The following is a 20453-nucleotide window of genomic DNA, read 5'->3' as shown; positions in this document are numbered from 1 at the left end:
ATACACATCCACCGGCCAGCGTGGTTTAAAATGTTGCGGCGCGACGTGATCGGACAGGGTCTGGAGACGTCGCGTTTTTTATTTCCCATTGCGCCGGCTGCAGGCCGGGCGTCAGGGAAGGCACATCACGCAGCCCCGCGGAGCCTTCGATGCTTTTCGAAACCCTCGATACCACCGGCCATGAGCAGGTGATTTTCTGTCACAACCGCGACGCCGGCCTCAAGGCCATCATCGCGTTGCACAGCACCCGTCTGGGGCCGGCACTGGGTGGGGTGCGCATGCGGCCGTATGCCAACAGCGAAGCCGCGCTCAACGACGCGCTACGGCTCAGCCGCACCATGACCAACAAGAACGCGCTGGCCGGCCTCAATGTCGGTGGCGGCAAGGCCGTGATCATCGGCGACCCGAAGACCGACAAGAGCGAGGCACTGTTCCGCGCCTTCGGTCGCTTTGTCGACACCCTGGGAGGCCGCTACATCACCTCCGAGGATGTGGGTACCGATGTCAACGACATGGAGCAGATCTACCTGGAGAGCGAATACGTCACCGGCGTGCATCAGGTGCATCGCGGCTCCGGCGATCCCGCGCCGTTCACCGCCTACGGCGCGCTGCAGGCGCTGATGGCCTCGCTCAATCGCAAGCTCGGCCATGAAGAAGTCGGCAAGGCCAGCATCGCGATCCAGGGCCTGGGCCATATCGGCATGGAACTGGTGAAGTTGCTCAAGGAGCGCGGCGCCAAACTCTATGTGGCCGATCTCAATCCGGCGCTGGTGGATCGCGCAGTGTCCGAATACGGCGCCGAGGCCGTGCGCCCCGAAGAGATTCATGAAGTGCCCGCCGATGTGTTTGCGCCCTGCGCACTCGAAGGTGCCATCAACGAAGACACGCTGCCGCGGCTCAAGGCCAAGATCATCTGCGGCACGGCCAACAATCAGCTCTCCAGCGCAGCGATTGGCGAAGAGCTGCACAAGCGCGGCATCCTGTATGCGCCCGACTACGTGGTGAATGCCGGCGGCGTCATGAATGTGTCGCTGGAGATCGACGGCTACAACCGCGAACGTGCGATGCGCCTGATCCGCAGCATCTACCACAACCTGGAAAAGGTGTTCGACCTGTCCACCCAGCTCGGCATCCCGCCGCAGCAGGCGGCCGACCAGATTGCCGAAACGCGCATCGAAGCGATCAGCAAGCTCAAGCTGCCGCTGGGCCGCACCGCACCGCGCTTTCTGCACAAGTTACGCGGCGAGTAAGCGCGCAAACAGGCGGGCCGCGGTTGACGACTGGTGCGATGACGCAATCGCCGACGCGACCTGACGCCCGGGTATTGCACCCGGGCGTCATGCACACCGATCAGAAATCGGCGCTGTACTTCAGGCTCAACGCGCGGTCATCGCCACGCTCGCCCACCCGCTGGTCGTAGCCGAAACGCAACTGGCTCTGCTGGCCCAACGGCGCCGAGGCCGCAATGCCGAACACGCCGCCCGAGCGCGCCGGCTGCACGCCACGTAGCGGTGCCCATGCCTCCACCCCGATGAAGCTGGCATCGAGCATCAACCCCTGACTGCTCAATGCCTGCTGCCATTCGACATAACCACCCAACTGCAGACCGCGCCAGCGATACGCCGAACGCACACCGGCCAGCACTTGCGTGCGCGAGGACGTGCTTGCAGCGGCACGCAGACCAAAACCTTCGCCGCCGCTTTCGCGGAAACCTTCGCTGCGCAAACGCACGTAGTCCAGGCCCATGTACGGCGTCAGCGATGCAGCTGCATGGCCCCAGCGATACCCGGTTTCCAGGTTGCCGCTGAGATAGCTGCCGCTGTAGTCGCTGAAGGCACTGCTGCGGTCTTCGCCCAATTGCAGGTTGCGTTCGATCTGCCGGTTGACGTTACCGAAGCCTAGCTGGCCCAGCGTGTACGCCGCCCCCAGCGTCGTGCCCCAGTAAAGCTGGGCCTGCACCTGCCGATCGCGCCCGCGTGCGCCATCCAGATCGCCCAGGCTGTTGGAACGCGTTTCACCAAAGGCAAAGCCGGCGACTGCGCCAGACGCCAAGCGCAGATCGTTGCCCATCATCCAGCCGGAGGTGGCAAACCCATTGCTGGTCGCACCACCCTCGCCCGGCCCGCCCAGCGCACGCTGCCAGGTGCCCAGCATGCGCGACTGCTGCGAAAGGCCATCGAAATGCGTTGCCAACGCGCGCCGGCCCAGATCGATGGTGTCGAAGGTCATCGCCGCAGACGCCGCATGCGCACGTCCGGACAGGCTGCGCAGCGAGTCCGCTGCGGTCTTGGCATCGGGTGACTGCTGCAATGCCGCCGCGGCGCGGATGAAGCCGCTGCTGATGCCGCCGTTGCCCTGCAGCTGCTGCGCATCGACCTTCTGGAACGCCTGTTCGACGCGAATTGCCGAATCCATCGATGCCGTTCCGACCGCGCCCAGCGATGCGGCGACTGCGGTGACATCCATGCGCTGCAGCGACACGTACGCGGTGTTGGCGTCGTAGCTCAACGTGGCATCGAGAAAGGTGACTGCGGGCCCGCTGCTGAGACTGGCAAACGTTCCCTGCAGCCCGTTGGCTGCTTGCAGCACAGGATAGGTGGTGTTGTTGACGACATAATCCCGCCGCCCGATCAGCTGCAGGTCGCCATCGATCGTCGCAGTACCGCTCACATTCAAGCGGTCACCCACGTTTAAGGCCAAGCGCCCGAAGTCATCCTGAGTGTAGTTACCTCCGATTGCCAAAACCGCGCCACCGACCTGCAGCGTACTCCCTCGATTAGAGACCGTGCCGGCAATGCGTCCTGCTCCAATCAACGTTGCACCATTCAGGATGTCCACCCGCGCGCTCTGCAGACTGGCCGTCTGCAACGTGCCGTCCAGCACTTGGGTATCGCCGGCAAACGTATTGTTGCTACTGCTAAGAGCAGCTATCAAAACTACTGCGCAGCCGTCAGGCGGGCGCGGCCGGTGCTCGGAATCGGCATGTACCCACGTACATTCCGGTTCCTCCGCGCCGTCCGCACCCACCTGACGACTGCTCGCTACGTTTTGTTAGCCGCTCTAAGTATCAGCGTGCCGGATCCGCGCTTGGTCAACCCACCGTTGCCACTGATGTCGTTGGCCCAGGTCGAACGTAAGGTCGTGACCTCGACATCCACCGTGCCCCAGTCAAAACGCGCCGGCCCCAGCACCGCCTTGCCCACGTTGAGCAGGCCGTAACCGAACGTCGGATCGACGCCAGCCGCGCCCAGATCGGTGGCGGTCCCCAACAATGTCTGCCGAACCAGATCGTTGTTGAAGTACGGAAATGCCTGCCACACCAATGCTGCTGCACCCGATACCAGCGGCGCGGCAAAAGACGTGCCGCTGCCGTAGAAATAACGGATGTTGCTGGCGGTTGCATCGGGGTCGATAAACAGTGATGTGCCCGGTGCTACCAGGCAATACCGCATCGCCACGCCGCAGGCATTGGAATACGACGCCAGTTGGGTGGGATTGGCGGTGTCCAGCGCGCCGACTACCAGCCAGCCGCGCTCCAGGTCTGCCGCCGGAAGCGTGCCGTTCGGGCCCACCTGGCTGGGAAGCGCCGCAGTATCGGACGGTTGCGCACGCGACTCATTGCCCGAAGCGAACACCACCAGACCATCGTTGCCGATGACGAAGGAGCGGTATTCCTGCGCGATCTGATTGGTGACTGTCGGGTCGTTCCAATACAGACCGCCCCATGAGTTGTTCATGATGCGCACGCCTGCGCCGATCAGGTCGGCATGCACTGAGCCCAGACCGAGCGGGCCATCGACTTCATTGCCTTGGCCACTGCCGTCGTCCACCGGCGCGCGGTCGCTGATGATGCGCGCCGACACAGGGCCCGCACCCGGCGCAATACCGCCCGGCCACTGCCCCACCGCACGCCCGGCCGCCAGCTCGGCGACAACCGTGCCATGCCCGACCACATCGCCCACCGCGACATTATTGGTACGCGGGTCGACATAAATGAAGCTGTCGCTTACTCGGCCCTGCAAAGCGGGATGAGTGGCGTTGATACCGCTATCAATGACACCGATGCGATAGCCCGCGCCAGTGAAGCCCAATGCCTGCGCGGCACGTGCATTGGTCAACGTCAGATGTGCGTCGATTGCCGGTTCCGGCGTCGGTGCAGTGACCGGTGGTGGCGGCGGCGGTGAGGTGGGCGGTGGCGGAGGTGGTGGCGAGGTCGGTGGTGGTGCAGTCGGCGTGCTCGGACGAATACCGCCTCCACCACCACCCCCACCGCCACACGCGGTCAATGCCACGGCCAGCGCCGAGGCCAGGACAGTCCTGGCGACGTCCGTCTTCTTCATCTTGAGTTTTCCCCAAACCAATCCATGGATCGGGCCCAACCCCGGGCCCGAATATCGCTTTTATACGTCACGTGAAGCCACCACTCCAGCGCGGTGCGCGCTGGCGCGAATCGGCCACGAGGCAGATAATCGTTTCACTTTAAACGGTATCCACTCATGTCCGACATCGTCATCGTTGCTGCAAAACGCACTGCCATCGGATCGTTTCTTGGCCAGTTCAATGGCGTCCCCGCCCCCACGCTTGCTGCCGCCGCCATTGAAGGCGCGCTGGCGCAGTCGGGCGTTGCCGCGGCCGATGTCTCCGAAGTGATCGTCGGCTGCGTATTGCCCGCCAACCTGGGCCAGGCGCCTGCGCGCCAGGCCGCCATTGCGGCCGGCATCCCGACCTCGACCGGCGCCACCACCATCAACAAGGTGTGCGGTTCGGGCATGAAGGCAATCATGTTCGGCCATGACCTGATCAAGGCCGGCTCGGCCAGCATCGTGGTGGCCGGCGGCATGGAGTCGATGAGCAACGCACCGCACCTGCTGCCGAACTCGCGTACCGGCAACCGCTACGGCAATTTTCAGGCGGTGGACCACATGGCGTGGGACGGCCTGACCAATCCCTACGATGGCCAGGCGATGGGCGTGTTCGGCGAAGCCACTGCAGAGAAGTTCGGCTTCTCGCGCGCCGATCAGGATGCCTATGCCATCGCCTCGGTGGAACGTGCACAGGCTGCGCAACGCAACGGCGCATTTGCCGATGAAATCGTGCCGGTGAAGGTCGCCACCCGCAAAGGCGAGATCGTGGTGGATAGCGACGAGCAGCCCGGCAAATCCGACGTGGCTAAGATCCCCACCTTGAAGGCCGCTTTCAAAAAGGATGGCACCGTCACCGCCGCCAGCTCGTCGAGTATTTCCGATGGCGCCGCAATCACCGTGCTGATGGCGGCCGATGAGGCGCAGCACCGCGGGATCACGCCGCTGGCGCGCATCGTGGGCCATGTCACCCATTCGCAGGCACCGGAATGGTTCACCACCGCGCCAGTGGCCGCGATCCAGTCGCTGGTCGGCAAGATCGGCTGGACGCTGGACGACGTGGACCTGTTTGAAATCAATGAAGCCTTCGCCGTGGTGGCGATGACACCGATCAAGGAATTGGGAATTGCACACGAGAAGGTCAACGTGCACGGCGGTGCCTGCGCGCTCGGCCACCCGATCGGCGCATCCGGTGCGCGCCTGGTGGTGACATTGGTGAATGCGTTGCGCAGCCGCGGCGGCAAGCGCGGAATCGCAACGCTGTGCATCGGCGGCGGTGAAGCAACTGCCATTGCTATCGAATTGATTTGATTGGCATTAACAGCGAATTTGCAAAGCTGAATGCGCGCGCGCTTGACACTAGTCTTCGGGCCGTCATCATGTCGGGGGCGCGCAATAGCGCGTTGCCTAATCTAATCGACGAGGATTGAAACAATGACCATCAACAAGCTGCTGATCGCAATGGCTCTGGGCCTGGCCCTGACCGCTTGCTCGAAGCCGGAACAGGCTCAGGACGCTGCTGCTTCGGCTAACGAAGCTGCAACCGACGCTCAGACCGCTGCTGACCAGGCTGCTGCCTCGGGCTCGCAGTCGGCTGACGCCGCTCAGGCTGCTGCCAACACCGCCGCTGCTTCGGCTGACACCGCTGCTGACGCTGCCCAGGCTGCTTCCGGCGCCGCCACCGATGCTGCTGCTGACCAGGCTGCTGACGCTGCCAAGACGGCTGAAGACACCGCCGAAGCTGCTAAGGACACCGCTGAAGAAGCCAAGAAGTAATCACTTCTTAGCTCCAAGCGCGTTCGGAGAAAGCCGCTGGTTTCCAGCGGCTTTTTCTTTGCCTGGGTGTTGAGTGTTGCCCACCTCACGTCCACGCGTACCGCCCAACGCGTATCTATGCGCGCGTAACCGCACTGCGGCTCTACCGCTTCTGTTCGCGCAGCTGAATGCGGCCTCGCGGCATTGACACCGGCTGCATCCGGGTCTGCATAAGCTCCGCTTTCCAATCGGAACCGGAACAGGACCCACCCATGAACAAGATCCGCATGCTGTCGCTGAGCGCCGTTGCTGTTGCTGTGGTCACCCTCGCCGCCTGCCAGGGCCCGGATGCCGAACAGGCACGCCGCGATGCCGCTTCTGCCGCAAAGCACGCTGCCGCCGCGACCGAGCAGGCCGCCGACCGCGCTGCCGTGCAGGCCAAGGAAGCCACTGCCGATGCACGCGTCGCCGCACGCGACCTGGCCGCAGACGCCAGCCGCGCTACCGCCAACGCCGCCGATGCCACTGCCGACAAGACCCGCGAGATGGCCAACAAGGCCGAACAGAATGCGGCCGAAAAGAATGCCGAGCACGACGCGCAGCATTGAGTGCAACCGCGACGCCTGAGCGCGCACGCAATCCGCGACGCGCTTCGCAACTCCTGCATGCACCGGTGATATCTGCCCGGTGCATGCAGCTCCGGACGAGCAGCCGGCTCGTGTTGTCGAGCCTGGCACGCTAGGATCTGCGGATGCCTTCTTCCTTTACCTCGCGGCGCCGCAATCAGCTGGCGCTGGCCTTCTCTGCGCTCATCTTTATTGCGATCGGGATCGGCATCTTCGTCGGTGCGCGCCGCTCCCTCGCCGATGCCGCGCTCGTCTCGCATACGCATGAAGTTATTGGCCGCGTCGATGAGATCCAGGCGCGCGTGCTCGATGCCGAATCGGCCGAGCGCGGTTACCTGCTCACCGGCAATGACGCGTACCTGCTGGACTATCAGACCAGCGTGGAGCGGCTGCCGATCCTGATCGGCAACTTGCGCCGCAAGATCGCCGACAACCCTTCGCAGGTGGCGCATCTGGATCAACTGCATCGTCTGGTCGACACGCGGCTCAAGCAGATCCAGCACGTGCTCGACGTCTACGCCGACAGCGGCCTGGAGGCGGCGCGCACCAGTATTCGCCAGACCGCATTTCGCACCACCAGCGCCATCCGCGAACAGGCCCTGACCATGGTGCAGCGCGAGCAGGAGCTGCTGGCCTTGCGTGCGGAAAGCAGCCGCCAAAGTGCGTTGTTGTTGCTGATCCTGGCGCTGGCCGGCATCCCATTCGGGCTGGCCGTGGTCGGCACGGTGTACGGCCTGCTGATGCGCGAACTGCGGCATCGCGCGCAGGCCGAGCGGCATGCCGCACGTGCCAACCAGGAACTGGGCGAGAGCATCGGCGCGCTGCAGCGCAGCGCGGCCGATCTCAATCTGCTCAGCCGCTACACTGGCCTGCTGCAGAGTTGCGTCAGTGCCGAAGAAGCACTGGATGTCACCAGCCGCACGCTCGCGCATCTGCTGCCCGGCATCGCCGGCAGCGTGTATCTGCTGCGCGCCTCGCAGGACCGCGCCGAGGTGATCAGCCACTGGGGCACGCCGTTGGTGCACAGCGCCTCGCATCTGCTGCCCGAAGAGTGCTGGGCACTGCGCCGCGGCCAGCCGCACCTGATCGAAGACCTGGCGCGCGATGCGCCGTGCGCGCACATCGACCTGCCCGATGCGAGCGTGGCAATCACCACCGCATGCCTGCCGATGTCGGCACAGGGCACGCAGCTGGGTTTTCTGTTCCTGTCCGCGCCCGGCCCGGCGCCGATGCCCCGCCTGGAGATCGCCGAAGCGGCCGCCGAGCAGTTGTCGCTGGCCTTGAGCAATCTGCGTCTGCGCGAATCGCTGCGCCGGCAGTCCATCCGCGATGCGCTGACGGGGTTGTACAACCGCCGTTACCTGGAAGAAGCGCTCAGCCACGAACTGGCGCGCTGCGCACGCCGCGATCTGCCACTGTCGGTACTGATGCTGGATGTGGACCACTTCAAGCAGTTCAACGACGGCCAGGGCCATGCCGGCGGCGATCTGTTGCTGGCCGCAGTCGGTGAATTGCTGCTCACCCGCCTGCGCGCCGAGGACGTGGCCTGCCGCTACGGTGGCGAGGAATTCACCGTGATCCTGCCGGAAACCGACGGCGAGGAAGCGATGCGCGTGGCCGAACAGATCCGCGGCCACATCGCTGCGCTGGCGGTCAGCGACGGCCAGCGCGCGCTGCCACGGGTCACCGCGTCGATCGGCGTGGCCAGCTTCCCGGCCGATGGCGAGCTGGGATCGGCCTTGATCCAGAAGGCCGATGCCGCGCTGTACGTGGCCAAGCGCCAGGGCCGCAATCGAGTGGAACGGCACGGCGCGGTGGCGGTGAATGCCGAACCGGGTGGCACAAATGGCGCGATTGTTTGAGATTCGTCACACAAAAGATGCTCTAGCGCAGCGATAGTCGGCGTGACCCATCCAAGCGAGGCAGTCCCGATGTCGATGTGGCGCGATCAAGGTCCCAACAAGAAAGACGGCGTTCCCGCAGCGCCCGAGGTTCCGCCGGCCGACGGCCGCTTGTTCAATGCCGAACCCACCGCCACCCCGCCCGCTGCAGCGGCGGTGACGCCAAGTCCGCCGGTGGCGGCGACGCCGGCGCCAACCCGGCAGAGTGAGGCGAAGGAATCCCTGATCGCCGCCGACATCAGCATCGAGGGCAAGATCGAAGGTGCCGGACATGTGCGCTTGGCCGGCCGGTTCAAGGGCGACGTCAACGTCAAGGGCGATCTCACCATCGAACGTGGCGCCAAGCTCAACGGCGGCGTGCGCGCCAACAAGGTGATCATTGCCGGAGAACTGGAAGGCAATATCGAATCGGCTGCGCAGGTGGAGTTGCAGACCTCCGGCGTGCTGGTCGGCGACGTCAAGGCCGGTAGCCTTACTGTCGCCTCCGGCGCGCGCATGCGTGGCCAGGCCGACTTTGGCTGGGGCGAGGACACCGGCAGCAAGCCGCCGGCCAAACCGGTGGTTGCGGCCGGAGACAGCGACGCCACATGAGTGCACCCCGCCCGGGCACGCCCGGCGCCACGCGCAGCTGCCCGCATTGCAAGGCGACGATCCTGGAAAGCGCGGTCGTCTGCCCTGCCTGCCGGCACCATCTGCGCTTCGATTCGGCGGCGGCGCAGCACACCCAGCCGGCGCCGATCGTGCCGCTCAAGGTCGACGGCACGATTCGCCACCCCGCCGATGGCGATGCCTGGGAATACACGGTGGTGGTGGTGGTGCGCAACGGCAAGGGCGAGGAAATCCGCCGCCAGGTGGTGGACGTGGGCGCCATGCAGGGCGGTGAGGAACGTGGCTTCACCATGGCGGTGGAAGCAACTGCGGTGCGAACGACTGGGCGGCGTACGCGGCATTAGCTGCGCTGCGTAATTGCGGTGTGGCGTGGCCCGCAGTCGGCGCCGTGCGCCTCCTGGAGCGGCAGTTGCATCGGCCTGCTGCGGTTTCCGGCGATCAGTCCGGACACAACGACCATAGGCAGGGTCGAACAAGCGCAGGACCAGGTCGGCTGCTACCGAGACGGCGCAAATCCTTTGCTAGCCCATCGCGCGCCAAGAAATGGCTGATCCTGTCCCACATGCGCCTGGATCGCGCTGGTGGTACCAGCGCCTTGTTGCAGCACCTGCCGAATGCGCGCATGTTCGTGGAGCAGTCGCCACGCGCAGCTTCGTGACGCGGCTGCATCGTTGCCCACTGGCGACCAGCGCAACTTCCACCGCGCGGGGCTCTGTGCTCCCCATCGCTGCCTTCCACACCCAGGCGCCTGACACCGCCGCGCACGCCGCATCTGCGCAACACAGGCAGCATCTCGCACGCACCGCCCCCATTCTCAGGATCTGCACATCGGCTTGGCCAGAGTTGCCGCATGCACAACGGCAACGACACTCGCGGCGATCTGGTAGTGCTTGGGCCCGAAGGGCTGTACTGCCCACAAGGCGATTTCCATATCGATCCATGGCGGCCGGTGCCGCGCGCGGTGATCACGCATGGTCATGGCGACCACGCACGCGGCGGCATGGGCGAGTACCACTGCACGCGCGAAAGCCTGCCGATCCTGCAATGGCGGCTGGGCGAGCAGGTCTATCACCCGCATGCCAATGGCGAGGCGTTCACCCTGGGACGCGCGCGAGTGTCCTTGCATCCGGCCGGTCATGTGCTGGGCTCGGCGCAGGTGCGCATCGAAGTCGATGGCCAGGTGTGGGTGGCCTCCGGCGACTACAAACGCCAGCACGATCCCACCTGCGCGCCGTTCGAAGTGGTGCCGTGCGACACCTTCATCACCGAAGCAACCTTCGGGCTGCCCGTGTACCGCTGGCCGGACACCGCGCAGGTGGCGGCCGATATCGTGGCCTGGCGCCATGAGTGCGCCGCGCGCGGCGAGGCGGCGATTCTGTATTGCTATGCGCTGGGCAAAGCACAACGTGTACTTGCTGAGTTACGCGCCTGGGACACGCAGCCAGCGCTGTTGCATGGCGCAATCGCCGCCGGCGTGGAGGTGTACCGGCAAGCCGGCATCGCCATGCTGGAGACGCAACCGGTGAGCGAACACGCACGCGGCGCCGACTATGCCGGGCAATTGGTGCTGGCGCCGCCATCGGCGGCCGGCAGCCCGTGGATTCGCCGCTTTCGGCACGCGCAGCAGGGCTTTGCCTCGGGCTGGATGCGCATCCGCGGCAACCGTCGCCGGCGCAATTACGACCGTGGATTTGTGGTGTCCGATCATGCCGACTGGCCCGACCTGCTGCGCACCATCGCCGACACCGGCGCGCGCCGGGTCATCGCCACGCATGGCAACACCGATGCGTTGATCCAGCACCTGCGCGAGCACGGCGTGGCCGCCGAAGCCTTCCGCACCGACTTCGGAGCCGAGGAATGAACCCACTGCCTGCACGCCGCTATGTTCGCGCGCGGCCGCGGATCCGGCTCAGTGGCGCACTGGCGTTTCGCCGGCATGCGCTGGCCTTCTGCGTGCATCGCGCCACCCCCGCCGCCACGCTGGGGCCACCGCGTCCGCAACGGCGCACGCGCGCGTTGAGTGCATTCACCCGCGCTGCCTTGCGTCTGCGCGCGACACCGCTGCTGGCCAGCGCGGAAACAAGGCCGTGAAGCGGTTTGCAGCGCTGTACCGCACCCTGGACCGCAGCACCGGCACGCTCGACAAGCGCGCCGCCCTGGTGGCGTATTTCCGCGCAGCGCCGCCGCTGGATGCGGCCTGGGCACTGTATCTGCTGGCCGGTGGCAAGGTGGCCAGCGCGCGCATGCGCATCGCCGCCAGCGCCGAGTTGCGCGAGTGGATCGCCGAGGCCGCCGGGATCGCCGACTGGCTGGTGGCCGACAGCTACGATCACGTGGGCGATCTGGCCGAAACACTGGCATTGCTGCTGGATGATCCAGCCAGCGAGGCGGTGGATGTGTCACTGGCCGAGTGGATCGAACAGCGCCTGCTGCCGATCGCCAATCAAGACGTGGCGGTGCGCAAGCACTGCATCGTGCAGGCGTGGCGCACGCTCGCCTTCGACGAACGCCTGGTCTTCAACAAGTTGCTGACCGGCGCATTGCGTGTGGGTGTCTCGCAACGGTTGGTGCAGCAGGCCCTGGCAGAACTGTCGGGCGTGGATATCGCGCGCATTGCCCAGCGCATGCTCGGCAGCTGGCGCCCGCATGCCACGTATGTGGCCGACCTGCTCACCCATGAGGAGCTGCCAGGCGACCGCCAGCAGCCCTACCCGTTTTTTCTGGCGTCGCCGCTGGAGGCCGATGTCGAGAGCCTGGGCGCCATCGACGACTGGCTGCTGGAATGGAAGTGGGATGGCATCCGGCTGCAGCTGTTGCGTCGTGCTGGTGAAGCGGCGCTGTGGTCGCGTGGCGAAGAACGCCTGGATGGCCGCTTTCCAGAGATCGAACAGGCTGCCATGGGCTTGCCAGACGGCACCGTGATCGACGGCGAGCTGCTGGCCTGGCAACCGGAACAACCATTGCCGATGCCTTTCACTGCGCTGCAGACGCGTATCCAACGGCTCAAGCCCGGGCCCAAGACGCTGGCGGCCGCGCCAGCGCGCGTGGTCGCCTACGACCTGCTCGAACTGGACGGCGAAGACCTGCGCGAGCGCCCGCTGCACGCACGCCGTGCGCTACTGGAGCGCGTGCTCGCCACCCTTGCCGACCCACGCATCATCGCCTCGCCGCTGGTGCAACCCACCGATTGGCAGGCCGCCGCGCAAGTGCGATTGGATGCACGTGCGCGCGGCGTTGAAGGGCTGATGCTCAAGCGCGCGCGTTCGCCCTACCAATCCGGCCGCCGCCGTGGCGACTGGTGGAAGTGGAAGATCGACCCACTGACCATCGATGCGGTGCTGCTGTACGCACAGGCCGGCCATGGCCGGCGCAGCACGCTCTACACCGACTACACCTTCGGGCTCTGGCACGACGGCGCGCTGGTGCCCATCGCCAAGGCGTATTCGGGCCTGGACGATACCGAGATCCTTCAACTGCATCGCTGGATCCGCGCCAACACCACCGAGCGCTTCGGGCCGGTGCGCGCGGTCACGCCGCACCATGTGTTCGAACTGGGCTTTGAAGGCGTGAATCGCAGCACGCGGCACAAGTCCGGCATTGCGGTGCGCTTCCCGCGCATCCTGCGCTGGCGCCACGACAAACCCTTCGCCGAGGCCGATCACCTGAGCAACCTGCAGGCACTGGCGCGGTGAGCCCGGCACCGCCACAGCGCGGCACGCCGTTGCAGCAATGGCGGGCCTGGTTTGCGCAGCGCGGCTGGGCGCCGTTGCCGTTTCAACGCGATGTCTGGAAGCGCTATCTGGATGGCGAATCCGGCCTGCTGCACACCCCAACCGGCAGCGGCAAGACCCTGGCGGCATTTGGCGGCCCGCTGCTGGAAGCGCTGGCCGCACGCGGACGCACGCCGCCGGCCACGGCGGTGGCACGTGGCCGGCGGCAGCCGCAGCGTAGCCTGCAGGTGCTGTGGATCACCCCGCTGCGCGCGCTCGCCGCCGATACCGCGCGTGCCCTGCGCGAACCGGTGGAGGCCTTGGGCCTGGATTGGCAGGTGGGCCTGCGCACCGGCGACGCCAGCGCGCGCGACAAACGCCTGGCCCGCAGCGGCAAGCTCGATGTCCTGGTCACTACGCCCGAATCGCTGGCCTTGCTGCTGTCGTATCCGGATACCGCGCCGCAGTTGGCGGCGTTGCGCTGCGTGATCGTCGACGAGTGGCACGAGCTGCTTGGCAACAAGCGCGGCGTGCTGTTGCAACTGTGCCTGGCGCGCCTGCGCGGGTGGTCACCGGCGCTGCGCATCTGGGGGTTGTCGGCCACGCTGGGCAACCTGGCGCAGGCACGCGACGTGTTGCTGCCGCATCAACCGGACGCGGCCTTGGTGTCGGGAGTCAAGCCACGCGCCATGACCCTGGAAACGCTGCTGCCCGAGACCGGCGAGCGCTTCCCGTGGGCCGGCCATCTCGGTCTGGCACAACTGGCACGCGTGCTGCACAAACTGATGGAACAACGCACCAGCCTGGTGTTCACCAACACGCGCGCGCAGGCCGAACTCTGGCACCAGGCGCTGAGCGCAGTGTGGCCGGAGGATGCGGCCACACTGGCGCTGCACCATGGCTCGCTGGATCCGGCGCTGCGCACCGCGGCCGAGCGCGGCCTGCGCGATGGCAGCCTGCGCTGCGTGGTGGCCACCTCCAGCCTGGACCTGGGCGTGGACTTTCCGGCGGTGGATCAAGTGCTGCAAGTCGGCAGCCCCAAGGGCATCGCACGCCTGCTGCAACGCGCCGGCCGCGCGCGGCACCGCCCGGGCGAATCCGGCCATGTGGTGTGCGTGCCCTCGCATGCGCTGGAATTGCTGGAATATGCGGCGGCGCGGCGTGCGATTGCACATGGGCAGATCGAAGCACGCCCGCCACCGCGGCTTTCATTGGACGTGCTAGCCCAGCATTGCGTGACCCTGGCACTGGGCGGCGGTTTCCAGGCCGATGCGTTGTTGCGCGAAGTCCGCGGTACCGACGCCTTCGCCGCACTCGATGAGGCCACCTGGCAAGCCGTGCTCGACTTCATCGTGCAAGGCGGCAGCGCGCTCGCGCATTACCCCGATTTCCACAAGGTGGTGCGCGACGACGCCGGCAGCTACCGCGTCACCGACCGGCGCGTGGCGCTGCGGCATCGCCTGTCGATCGGCACCATCACCAGCGATGGCAGCGTGCGCGTGCAGTTCTTGCGCGGCGGCCGGCTGGGCGCGGTGGAAGAACAGTTCGTCGGTCGCCTCAAGCGCGGCGACCGCTTCCAGTTCGCCGGGCGCTTGCTGGAGCTGGTGCGGCTGGAAGACATGACCGCCTACGTGCGCATCGCCAAGGGCGGCAGCGGCGTAGTGCCCAAGTGGATGGGCGGGCGGATGCCGTTGTCCTCGGCGTTGGGGCGCGAGGTGGAGGCGGTGTTTGCCGATCCCGGCGACGCGCCGGAAATGCGGACGCTCGCGCCGTTGCTGCAGTTGCAGTCCAGCCTGTCCGCACTGCCCGGCCCCGGCCATCTGCTGGTGGAAACCATCAAGGCGCGCGATGGCCGCCACCTGTTCGTGTACCCGTTCGCAGGCCGCCAGGTCAACGAAGGTCTGGCCGCGTTGCTGGCTGCACGCTGGGGCCGGCGGCAGCGCAACACCTTCAGCTTTGCAGCCAACGATTACGGGTTTGTGCTGTCGCCAGCGCAGGACGTGCCGGTGGATGCCGCGCTGCTGCAGGAATTGCTGTCGCCGGCACGGCTGTTCGAGGACCTGCGCGACAGCCTCAACCTGGGCGAGCTGGCACGCCGGCAGTTTCGCGAGATTGCGCGCGTCGCCGGGCTGCTCTCGCCATCGCTGCCTGGGCGTGCGCCGCGCAGCCTGCGCCAGCTGCAGGCCTCCAGTGGCCTGTTGTACGACGTGCTGCAGCGCTTCGACCCGGACCACCTGCTGCTGGCCCAGGCCGAGCGCGAAGTCTTCGAAGGCCAGCTGGAATTCGCGCGCCTGGCCCACGCGCTGGAAGACTGCGCAGCGCGCGCCCTGCGCCTGTGCACGCCGCGCAGCCTGACGCCGCTGTCGTTCCCGCTATGGGCCGAGCGCGTGCGCGGGCAACTCAGCACCGAAGACTGGAAAGCGCGCGTGCTGCGCGCGGCCGCGCAACTGGAACGCAAGCATGGACGATAGCGTGCAGCTCACTCTGGCAGGCGAGCCGGTGGAGCTGCTCGGCGAGCGTGCGCTGTATCGGCCCGCGCGGCGCGCATTGCTGATCGCCGATCTGCATCTGGGCAAAGCCGATGTGTTCCGGCGTGCCGGCATCGGCTTGCCTGCGGGCGGCACCGAACACGATCTGGAGCGGCTGGACGCGCTGCTGGCATCGCGCCCGGTGGACGCGCTCTGGATTCTGGGCGACCTGCTGCATGGGCCGGCACCGCGCGCGGCCTGGCACCGCCGCTGGAGCGCCTGGCGCGAGCGCCATTGCGCCCTGCAGGTGATTGCGATCCGCGGCAATCACGACCGCGCCTTGGCAGGGGCCGATCTGCACATCGAAGCGGCCGGCGAACAGGTGGAAGATGGCCCCTTCGTGCTGCGCCACGATCCGCTGCCGCATCCGACCGGGCATGTGCTGTGCGGACATCTGCACCCGCTGGCCGCGCTGCCGGGCCTGTCGCGCCGCTGGCCGGCATTCTGGTTGCGCGACGGCGTGACCATCCTGCCGGCGTTCTCGCACTTCACTGCCGGCATCGTGCCGACCCTGGTCGAAGGCGAACGCCTGGTTGCCTGCGTCGAAGGCGATGCGATGGCACTGCCGGTGCGGTGACAATGCGCGCACCGCGTTGATGCAACGGTGCGCGTGCGGCGCACCAACGTCACTTCATCAGTAATGCCAACCGCACAGCGACTGCCGCTGCGCGTCACTACGCAGCCATGCCATCTCCTGCATTACTCGAACTTGGCACCGGCACCGGTTGCGCCAATGCATCGACGAACGCCGGGTCCAGCGCGAGCTTGCCGAACCAGCCATGCTGGGCGCCGCTGAGCACGCGCAGCATGTGGCCGCGCCCACCCGGCACGCGGCCCATCGGCTGCAGCAACAGATCGCGCCCGCGCGCCCACACATCGCGCTCGGACTGGAACAGCGGCGTGAGCCAGCGACTCCAGCGGTGATAGATCGCCACATGCGCCTGGCGTTCGCGCTGGTAGCGCTGCAATGCGGCATCCAGATCCGCGCCGACGCGCAAGGCATCGCGCATCGCCAGTGCATCCAGCAGCGCCATGTTCACGCCCTGCCCCAGCTGCGGGCTCATCGCATGCGCGGCATCGCCGGCCAGCGCAAAGCGCCCGCGGTGCCAGCGCGACACCACCGCGTCGCGGTAGCTGGCGCGCGCCAAGGCGCCATGCACCTGCACGGTCTGCAGGCGTGCAAGCGCGTCCGGCCACATCTGCGCCACTTCTTCGCGCCAGGCGTCCATGCCGCGGGTTTCCCATGCAGCGAAATCGCTGCAGGGCAGGCTCCAGAAAAAGCTCAGCCGCGGCGTGTCATCGCCCGGCCGCGTGCCCACCGGCAGCAGCCCGATCATCTTGCGTGCGCCGATGTAGCGCTGCCGCAACTCGTCCACGTACGGCCAGTCTTCGCGTGGCAACAAACACCACAGCGCGCCCCATGGATACACCCGATCCAGCTGGGTGCCCTGCGCCTGTGCGCGCAAGGTCGATGCCGAGCCATCGGCGGCGATGATCAGATCGTAGGGGCCATGCCATTGCCCGCGCTGGTCCTGCACGCGCACGCCGTCGTGATCGACCGCGGTGATCTGCGTGCCGATGTGCAGGTTGGCGTACTCGGGCCAGGCATCGCGCAGCAACGCGAACAACGCGCCGCGCTGCATGCCCAGGCCCATCAGGCGCGCATCCAGGTCGCGGTAGCGCATGTCCATCACCGCGCGCCCGCAGGGCGTCTCGCCATACAGCCGCCGCACCGGTGCACCGTGCTGCAAGGACTGCTCCAGCAGGCCCATCTTCCACAGCACCTGCAGCCCGCTCGGCTGCAACAGAAATCCCGCACCAACCGGGCCGGGCGCGGGCGCGCGCTCGAACACGTCCAGCCGATGCCCATCGGCACCGAGCAGCACGGCCAGTGCCTGCCCCGCCGTGCCATATCCCACTACCGCAATTCGCAATGTCTGCTGCATCGTCCGTGCTCTGTCTGCGTCCTCACCGGCCCGACATGGACCGGCGCAAAAAAAACCCCGCCGAAGCGGGGTTCTTCAATCGCACAATCGAGTGAATCACTCAACCGGCGTGATGTTCGAAGCCTGGGCACCCTTGGGGCCCTGGGTCACGTCATAACTGACGCGCTGGCCTTCCTGCAGGCTGCGGAAGCCCTTGGAGTTGATCGCGGAGAAGTGCGCGAAGACATCGGCGCTGCCGTCCTCCGGTGAGATGAAGCCAAATCCCTTGGCGTCGTTGAACCACTTGACGGTACCGTTCGGCATGGTGATGCGAGACCTTTGCAAAATTAATGGGTGGTGTACGGCGGAGCGTACGCGCCGAGTATGCAAAGCTTATGCCCCGATGACAATCACCCGCGTGCAAGTTCGCCAATCAGCTCCGGCAGTCCGGACGAGGCCGCATCCACGTTCGACAGCACCTCGGCCATGGTGATTTCCTGCGCGTCGCCACAGCCCGCCGCCCAGTTGGCCACGATCGCCAAACACGCATATTCCAGGCCTTTTTCGCGTGCCAGCGCCGCTTCGGGCATGCCGGTCATGCCGACCAGATCGCAGCCGTCGCGACGCATCCGCGCGATCTCTGCAATCGTTTCCAATCGCGGTCCCTGGGTGGCGCCATAGCATCCACCCGCTACCAGCGTGACGCCGGTCACTTTGGCCGCGGCGATCACCTTGCTGCGGAACATCGGCGAATACGGGTGGCCAAAGTCCACATGCTGCACCTCGCTGCCGGCCTCCTCGCAGAAGGTGGAAATGCGGCCCCAGGTGTAGTCGATCAACTGGTCCGGGCAGGCCAGCACGCGCGGGCCGAAGGACTCGGTGATGCCGCCGACAGTGTTGAGCGCCAGCACGCGGGTGGCACCAATTTGCTGCAGCGCAGCGATGTTTGCGCGGTAGTTGACCTTGTGCGGCGGCAGCGAATGACCTTCGCCATGCCGGGCCAGGAATGCCACGCGATGGCCGAGCAGCATGCCCACGCGGATCGGGCCGGACGGCGCGCCGTATGGGGTGTCGACCGCGTGCGTCTGCACCTGGTCGAGCTGGGCCAGCTTGTACACGCCGGTGCCGCCGATGACGGCCAATGCGATGGAATTGGAAGACACACAGACCTCTGCATCGAAAGACGAAAGAAGAACGCTGCACCGGCAATGGCGCAGCGCTGTACCCACCGGGGTGGGTAGGTGCGCTGGCTTACTGCTTCATCGCATAGATGGCAGGAATGCCGCGCAGCTGCTCGTTGACATCCATGCCGAAGCCGAACACGTAGCGGTCGGCCACTTCCACGCCCACGTAGTCGGCGGTGACGCCCGGCACGCAGCGGTCGTGGCGCTTGACGGTCAACACTGCCACGCGCACATCGGTGGCGCCCTGCTCCAGGCACCACTGGCGCACGCCCTGCAGGGTGTAGCCCTCATCCAGGATGTCGTCGACCAGGATCACCCGGCGGCCGAACAGCGCGGTGGCCGGGCGGTGCTTCCAGACCAGCTCGCCGCCGGTGGTTTCGCCGCGGTAGCGGGTGGCGTGCAGATAGTCGAACTGCAGGTCCTGGCCGCGCGCGCCCAGCTCCAGCGCCAACTGGCCGGAGAACGGCAGCGCGCCGTGCATGATGGTGAGATACACCGGCACTTCGCCGGCGTAGTCGCGCGCGATCGCATCGGCGATGGTGGCGACGGCGGCGTCGATGGCAGGGCGATCGACCAGCAGATCGGCTTGGGCCAGGGCCTGGGAAATGGTGAGCGTGGACATCAGGCAAGTGTTCCGAAAGAGGCGGAAAGGGAGGTGGTGGGAGCATCGGCGAGCAGGCCATCCCAGCCCAGCGCGCCACGGCCGATCAGGCCGATCAGTGCGGCAGTGTTGAGCGTACGGCCGGCCACCGCCTGCAAGGACTCGGCGACCAGTTCGGGGTGACAGACCAGCACCACGTCGCAGCCGGCATCCAGGTGCGCATGCACCCGTCCGGCGACGCCGCCAGCACTGAACGAGGCGGCCATGCCGATGTCGTCGGAGAAGACCACGCCGCGGAAGCCCAGTTGCCCGCGCAGGATCTGCTCGATCCAGCGCGACGCGTAGCCGGCCGGCTCCGGCGCCACCTGCGGGTAGACCACGTGGGCCATCATCACCGCGTCGGCACCGGCGTCGATCCCGGCCACGAACGGCACCAGGTCCTCCGCCAGCAGGACGTCCAGCGGCCGTGGGTCGCTGGCGTGGTCGACATGGGTATCTTCCAGCACGGTGCCGTGGCCGGGGAAATGCTTGAGCGTGGCGCCCATGCCGGCCGCGTGCAGCGCCTGCACGTAGGCACGCGTGAAGCTGGCCACCACCTGCGGGTCGTCGCTGAAGGCGCGGTCGCCGATGGCGCGGTTGCCGCGTGCCAGGTCCACCACCGGGGCAAAACTGAGATCGACACCACTGGCGCGCACTTCGCTGGCCATCAATTGCGCATGCGCGCGGGCCTGGGCAAGCGCGCCTTCCGGGTCGGTGGCATACAGCGCGCCAAAGCTCTGTAGCGGCGCCAAGGCGCTGTAACCCTCGCGAAAGCGCTGCACCCGGCCGCCTTCCTGGTCCACGCAAATCAATTGCGGGCGCGGCGCCGCGGCGCGGATGGCGGCCGACAACTCGGCCACCTGCGTGCGCGAGGCGAAGTTGCGCTTGAACAACACCACGCCGGCGACGGCGTCGTGCTGCAGCCAGTCGCGCTCCTGTGCGCTGAGTTCGGTACCGGCAACGCCGATCAGAAGCATGTTGGGGACTCCCGGGCCAGGCGCCACGATGGCGCAGCGCGGCATTGTCGCAGATGCGCGCAGCAGCGTCAGACCGCGCATTCAGGCAAGGGCGGCCGTGGCTGGCGGTTGTGCGGGTGCTGGGAATGGGGCCGGCGACCTTGTTGGGTGCCGGAGCTAGCCCTTCTCAGCGATTTTTTTATTGGGTTTGCTTGCAGGCGCTGTCGGCTGACTGGCTGCTGCGCTCTGCAGACCCGT

General features: G+C 66.7%; 17 protein-coding genes, 1 other RNA gene and 2 pseudogenes. 13 read left to right on the top strand and 7 right to left on the bottom strand.

The features are described 5' to 3' along the window. Positions 1 to 149 precede the first annotated feature (149 nt). Positions 150 to 1250 carry a Glu/Leu/Phe/Val dehydrogenase dimerization domain-containing protein gene (locus tag ACCQ01_RS07225; protein WP_228432621.1) on the top strand — a complete coding sequence of 367 codons (1101 nt, stop codon included), beginning with the start codon at positions 150 to 152 and terminating at the stop codon, positions 1248 to 1250. Between the two features lie 100 nt (positions 1251 to 1350). On the opposite strand, the pseudogene ACCQ01_RS07220 reads toward ACCQ01_RS07225, so the two are convergent. Further along, positions 1351 to 2907 (bottom strand): annotated as a pseudogene (locus tag ACCQ01_RS07220) (autotransporter family protein); the annotation flags it as partial. A 75-nt stretch (positions 2908 to 2982) separates the two neighbouring features. On the opposite strand from ACCQ01_RS07220, the gene ACCQ01_RS07215 reads away from it, so the two are divergent. Then, a non-coding RNA gene (locus ACCQ01_RS07215) (sX9 sRNA) lies at positions 2983 to 3057 on the top strand. Between the two features lie 215 nt (positions 3058 to 3272). Here the strand turns inward: ACCQ01_RS07215 and ACCQ01_RS07210 are convergent. Beyond that, positions 3273 to 4340, bottom strand: a pseudogene (locus ACCQ01_RS07210) (S8 family peptidase); the annotation flags it as partial. Positions 4341 to 4496: 156 nt separating this feature from the next. Here ACCQ01_RS07210 and ACCQ01_RS07205 point away from each other — a divergent pair. The 11 genes from ACCQ01_RS07205 to pdeM all read left to right on the top strand — a co-directional run bounded on the left by ACCQ01_RS07205 (position 4497) and on the right by pdeM (position 16067). Beyond that, positions 4497 to 5672, top strand: a complete 1176-nt coding sequence (locus ACCQ01_RS07205; RefSeq protein ID WP_228432622.1) for a thiolase family protein — start codon at positions 4497 to 4499, stop codon at positions 5670 to 5672. Between the two features lie 123 nt (positions 5673 to 5795). Then, positions 5796 to 6137 (top strand): hypothetical protein, encoded by a 342-nt coding sequence (locus ACCQ01_RS07200; protein ID WP_011036489.1) that lies wholly within the window; start codon positions 5796 to 5798, stop codon positions 6135 to 6137. Positions 6138 to 6388: 251 nt separating this feature from the next. Continuing rightward, positions 6389 to 6724: an XAC1346 family secretion chaperone gene (locus ACCQ01_RS07195; RefSeq protein WP_011036488.1), complete on the top strand. Its 336-nt coding sequence runs from the start codon at positions 6389 to 6391 to the stop codon at positions 6722 to 6724. Positions 6725 to 6867: 143 nt separating this feature from the next. After that, positions 6868 to 8604 (top strand): diguanylate cyclase, encoded by a 1737-nt coding sequence (locus tag ACCQ01_RS07190; protein ID WP_228432624.1) that lies wholly within the window; start codon positions 6868 to 6870, stop codon positions 8602 to 8604. A gap of 69 nt (positions 8605 to 8673) precedes the next feature. Further along, complete coding sequence (locus ACCQ01_RS07185) at positions 8674 to 9234, top strand: bactofilin family protein (protein ID WP_228432668.1); 561 nt, start codon at positions 8674 to 8676, stop codon at positions 9232 to 9234. Next, the gene (locus ACCQ01_RS07180) at positions 9231 to 9596 is read left to right on the top strand and encodes a hypothetical protein (RefSeq protein ID WP_103699946.1); all 366 of its coding nucleotides are present in this window, start codon (positions 9231 to 9233) and stop codon (positions 9594 to 9596) included. Before ACCQ01_RS07185 ends, ACCQ01_RS07180 begins: the two co-directional genes overlap by 4 nt. A 506-nt stretch (positions 9597 to 10102) precedes the next feature. After that, positions 10103 to 11113 (top strand): ligase-associated DNA damage response exonuclease, encoded by a 1011-nt coding sequence (locus ACCQ01_RS07175; protein WP_042599330.1) that lies wholly within the window; start codon positions 10103 to 10105, stop codon positions 11111 to 11113. Continuing rightward, the gene (locus ACCQ01_RS07170) at positions 11110 to 11343 is read left to right on the top strand and encodes a hypothetical protein (protein ID WP_228432626.1); all 234 of its coding nucleotides are present in this window, start codon (positions 11110 to 11112) and stop codon (positions 11341 to 11343) included. The genes ACCQ01_RS07175 and ACCQ01_RS07170 overlap by 4 nt, the downstream gene beginning before the upstream one ends. Beyond that, positions 11340 to 12944 (top strand): ATP-dependent DNA ligase, encoded by a 1605-nt coding sequence (locus ACCQ01_RS07165; RefSeq protein WP_228432628.1) that lies wholly within the window; start codon positions 11340 to 11342, stop codon positions 12942 to 12944. The genes ACCQ01_RS07170 and ACCQ01_RS07165 overlap by 4 nt, the downstream gene beginning before the upstream one ends. After that, positions 12941 to 15433, top strand: coding sequence for a ligase-associated DNA damage response DEXH box helicase (locus tag ACCQ01_RS07160; RefSeq protein ID WP_228432629.1), 2493 nt, complete (start codon positions 12941 to 12943; stop codon positions 15431 to 15433). The genes ACCQ01_RS07165 and ACCQ01_RS07160 overlap by 4 nt, the downstream gene beginning before the upstream one ends. Beyond that, on the top strand, positions 15423 to 16067 hold the full coding sequence (pdeM, locus tag ACCQ01_RS07155) for a ligase-associated DNA damage response endonuclease PdeM (RefSeq protein ID WP_228432631.1): 645 nt from the start codon (positions 15423 to 15425) through the stop codon (positions 16065 to 16067). Before ACCQ01_RS07160 ends, pdeM begins: the two co-directional genes overlap by 11 nt. A gap of 97 nt (positions 16068 to 16164) precedes the next feature. On the opposite strand, the gene ACCQ01_RS07150 is transcribed toward pdeM, so the two are convergent. From ACCQ01_RS07150 to nagZ, 5 genes are all read right to left on the bottom strand, one after another. Then, positions 16165 to 17436 carry an FAD-dependent oxidoreductase gene (locus ACCQ01_RS07150; protein WP_228432632.1) on the bottom strand — a complete coding sequence of 424 codons (1272 nt, stop codon included), beginning with the start codon at positions 17434 to 17436 and terminating at the stop codon, positions 16165 to 16167. A gap of 96 nt (positions 17437 to 17532) precedes the next feature. After that, the gene (cspE, locus tag ACCQ01_RS07145; protein WP_003488188.1) at positions 17533 to 17739 is read right to left on the bottom strand and encodes a transcription antiterminator/RNA stability regulator CspE; all 207 of its coding nucleotides are present in this window, start codon (positions 17737 to 17739) and stop codon (positions 17533 to 17535) included. Positions 17740 to 17825: 86 nt separating this feature from the next. Next, positions 17826 to 18578, bottom strand: coding sequence for an S-methyl-5'-thioinosine phosphorylase (locus ACCQ01_RS07140; RefSeq protein WP_014507163.1), 753 nt, complete (start codon positions 18576 to 18578; stop codon positions 17826 to 17828). An 88-nt stretch (positions 18579 to 18666) separates the two neighbouring features. Further along, positions 18667 to 19221, bottom strand: coding sequence for a hypoxanthine-guanine phosphoribosyltransferase (locus tag ACCQ01_RS07135; protein WP_011036478.1), 555 nt, complete (start codon positions 19219 to 19221; stop codon positions 18667 to 18669). Then, complete coding sequence (nagZ, locus tag ACCQ01_RS07130) at positions 19221 to 20216, bottom strand: beta-N-acetylhexosaminidase (protein ID WP_011036477.1); 996 nt, start codon at positions 20214 to 20216, stop codon at positions 19221 to 19223. The genes ACCQ01_RS07135 and nagZ overlap by 1 nt, the downstream gene beginning before the upstream one ends. Positions 20217 to 20453: the final 237 nt, after the last annotated feature.

This window comes from Xanthomonas sp. NCPPB 4037 (assembly GCF_041475695.2).
Taxonomy (GTDB): domain Bacteria; phylum Pseudomonadota; class Gammaproteobacteria; order Xanthomonadales; family Xanthomonadaceae; genus Xanthomonas; species Xanthomonas campestris.
Note: the sequence above shows the minus strand (reverse complement) of the source record. Positions and strands in the feature narration are given on the sequence as shown.

What these genes read in the sequence shown, in the direction of transcription:
- ACCQ01_RS07225 (WP_228432621.1), top strand. Translation starts at nt 150, where the DNA reads ATGCTTTTCGAAACCCTCGATACCACCGGCCATGAGCAGGTGATTTTC.
- ACCQ01_RS07205 (WP_228432622.1), top strand. Translation starts at nt 4,497, where the DNA reads ATGTCCGACATCGTCATCGTTGCTGCAAAACGCACTGCCATCGGATCG.
- ACCQ01_RS07200 (WP_011036489.1), top strand. Translation starts at nt 5,796, where the DNA reads ATGACCATCAACAAGCTGCTGATCGCAATGGCTCTGGGCCTGGCCCTG.
- ACCQ01_RS07195 (WP_011036488.1), top strand. Translation starts at nt 6,389, where the DNA reads ATGAACAAGATCCGCATGCTGTCGCTGAGCGCCGTTGCTGTTGCTGTG.
- ACCQ01_RS07190 (WP_228432624.1), top strand. Translation starts at nt 6,868, where the DNA reads ATGCCTTCTTCCTTTACCTCGCGGCGCCGCAATCAGCTGGCGCTGGCC.
- ACCQ01_RS07185 (WP_228432668.1), top strand. Translation starts at nt 8,674, where the DNA reads ATGTCGATGTGGCGCGATCAAGGTCCCAACAAGAAAGACGGCGTTCCC.
- ACCQ01_RS07180 (WP_103699946.1), top strand. Translation starts at nt 9,231, where the DNA reads ATGAGTGCACCCCGCCCGGGCACGCCCGGCGCCACGCGCAGCTGCCCG.
- ACCQ01_RS07175 (WP_042599330.1), top strand. Translation starts at nt 10,103, where the DNA reads ATGCACAACGGCAACGACACTCGCGGCGATCTGGTAGTGCTTGGGCCC.
- ACCQ01_RS07170 (WP_228432626.1), top strand. Translation starts at nt 11,110, where the DNA reads ATGAACCCACTGCCTGCACGCCGCTATGTTCGCGCGCGGCCGCGGATC.
- pdeM (WP_228432631.1), top strand. Translation starts at nt 15,423, where the DNA reads ATGGACGATAGCGTGCAGCTCACTCTGGCAGGCGAGCCGGTGGAGCTG.
- ACCQ01_RS07150 (WP_228432632.1), bottom strand. Translation starts at nt 17,436, where the DNA reads ATGCAGCAGACATTGCGAATTGCGGTAGTGGGATATGGCACGGCGGGG.
- cspE (WP_003488188.1), bottom strand. Translation starts at nt 17,739, where the DNA reads ATGCCGAACGGTACCGTCAAGTGGTTCAACGACGCCAAGGGATTTGGC.
- ACCQ01_RS07135 (WP_011036478.1), bottom strand. Translation starts at nt 19,221, where the DNA reads ATGTCCACGCTCACCATTTCCCAGGCCCTGGCCCAAGCCGATCTGCTG.
- nagZ (WP_011036477.1), bottom strand. Translation starts at nt 20,216, where the DNA reads ATGCTTCTGATCGGCGTTGCCGGTACCGAACTCAGCGCACAGGAGCGC.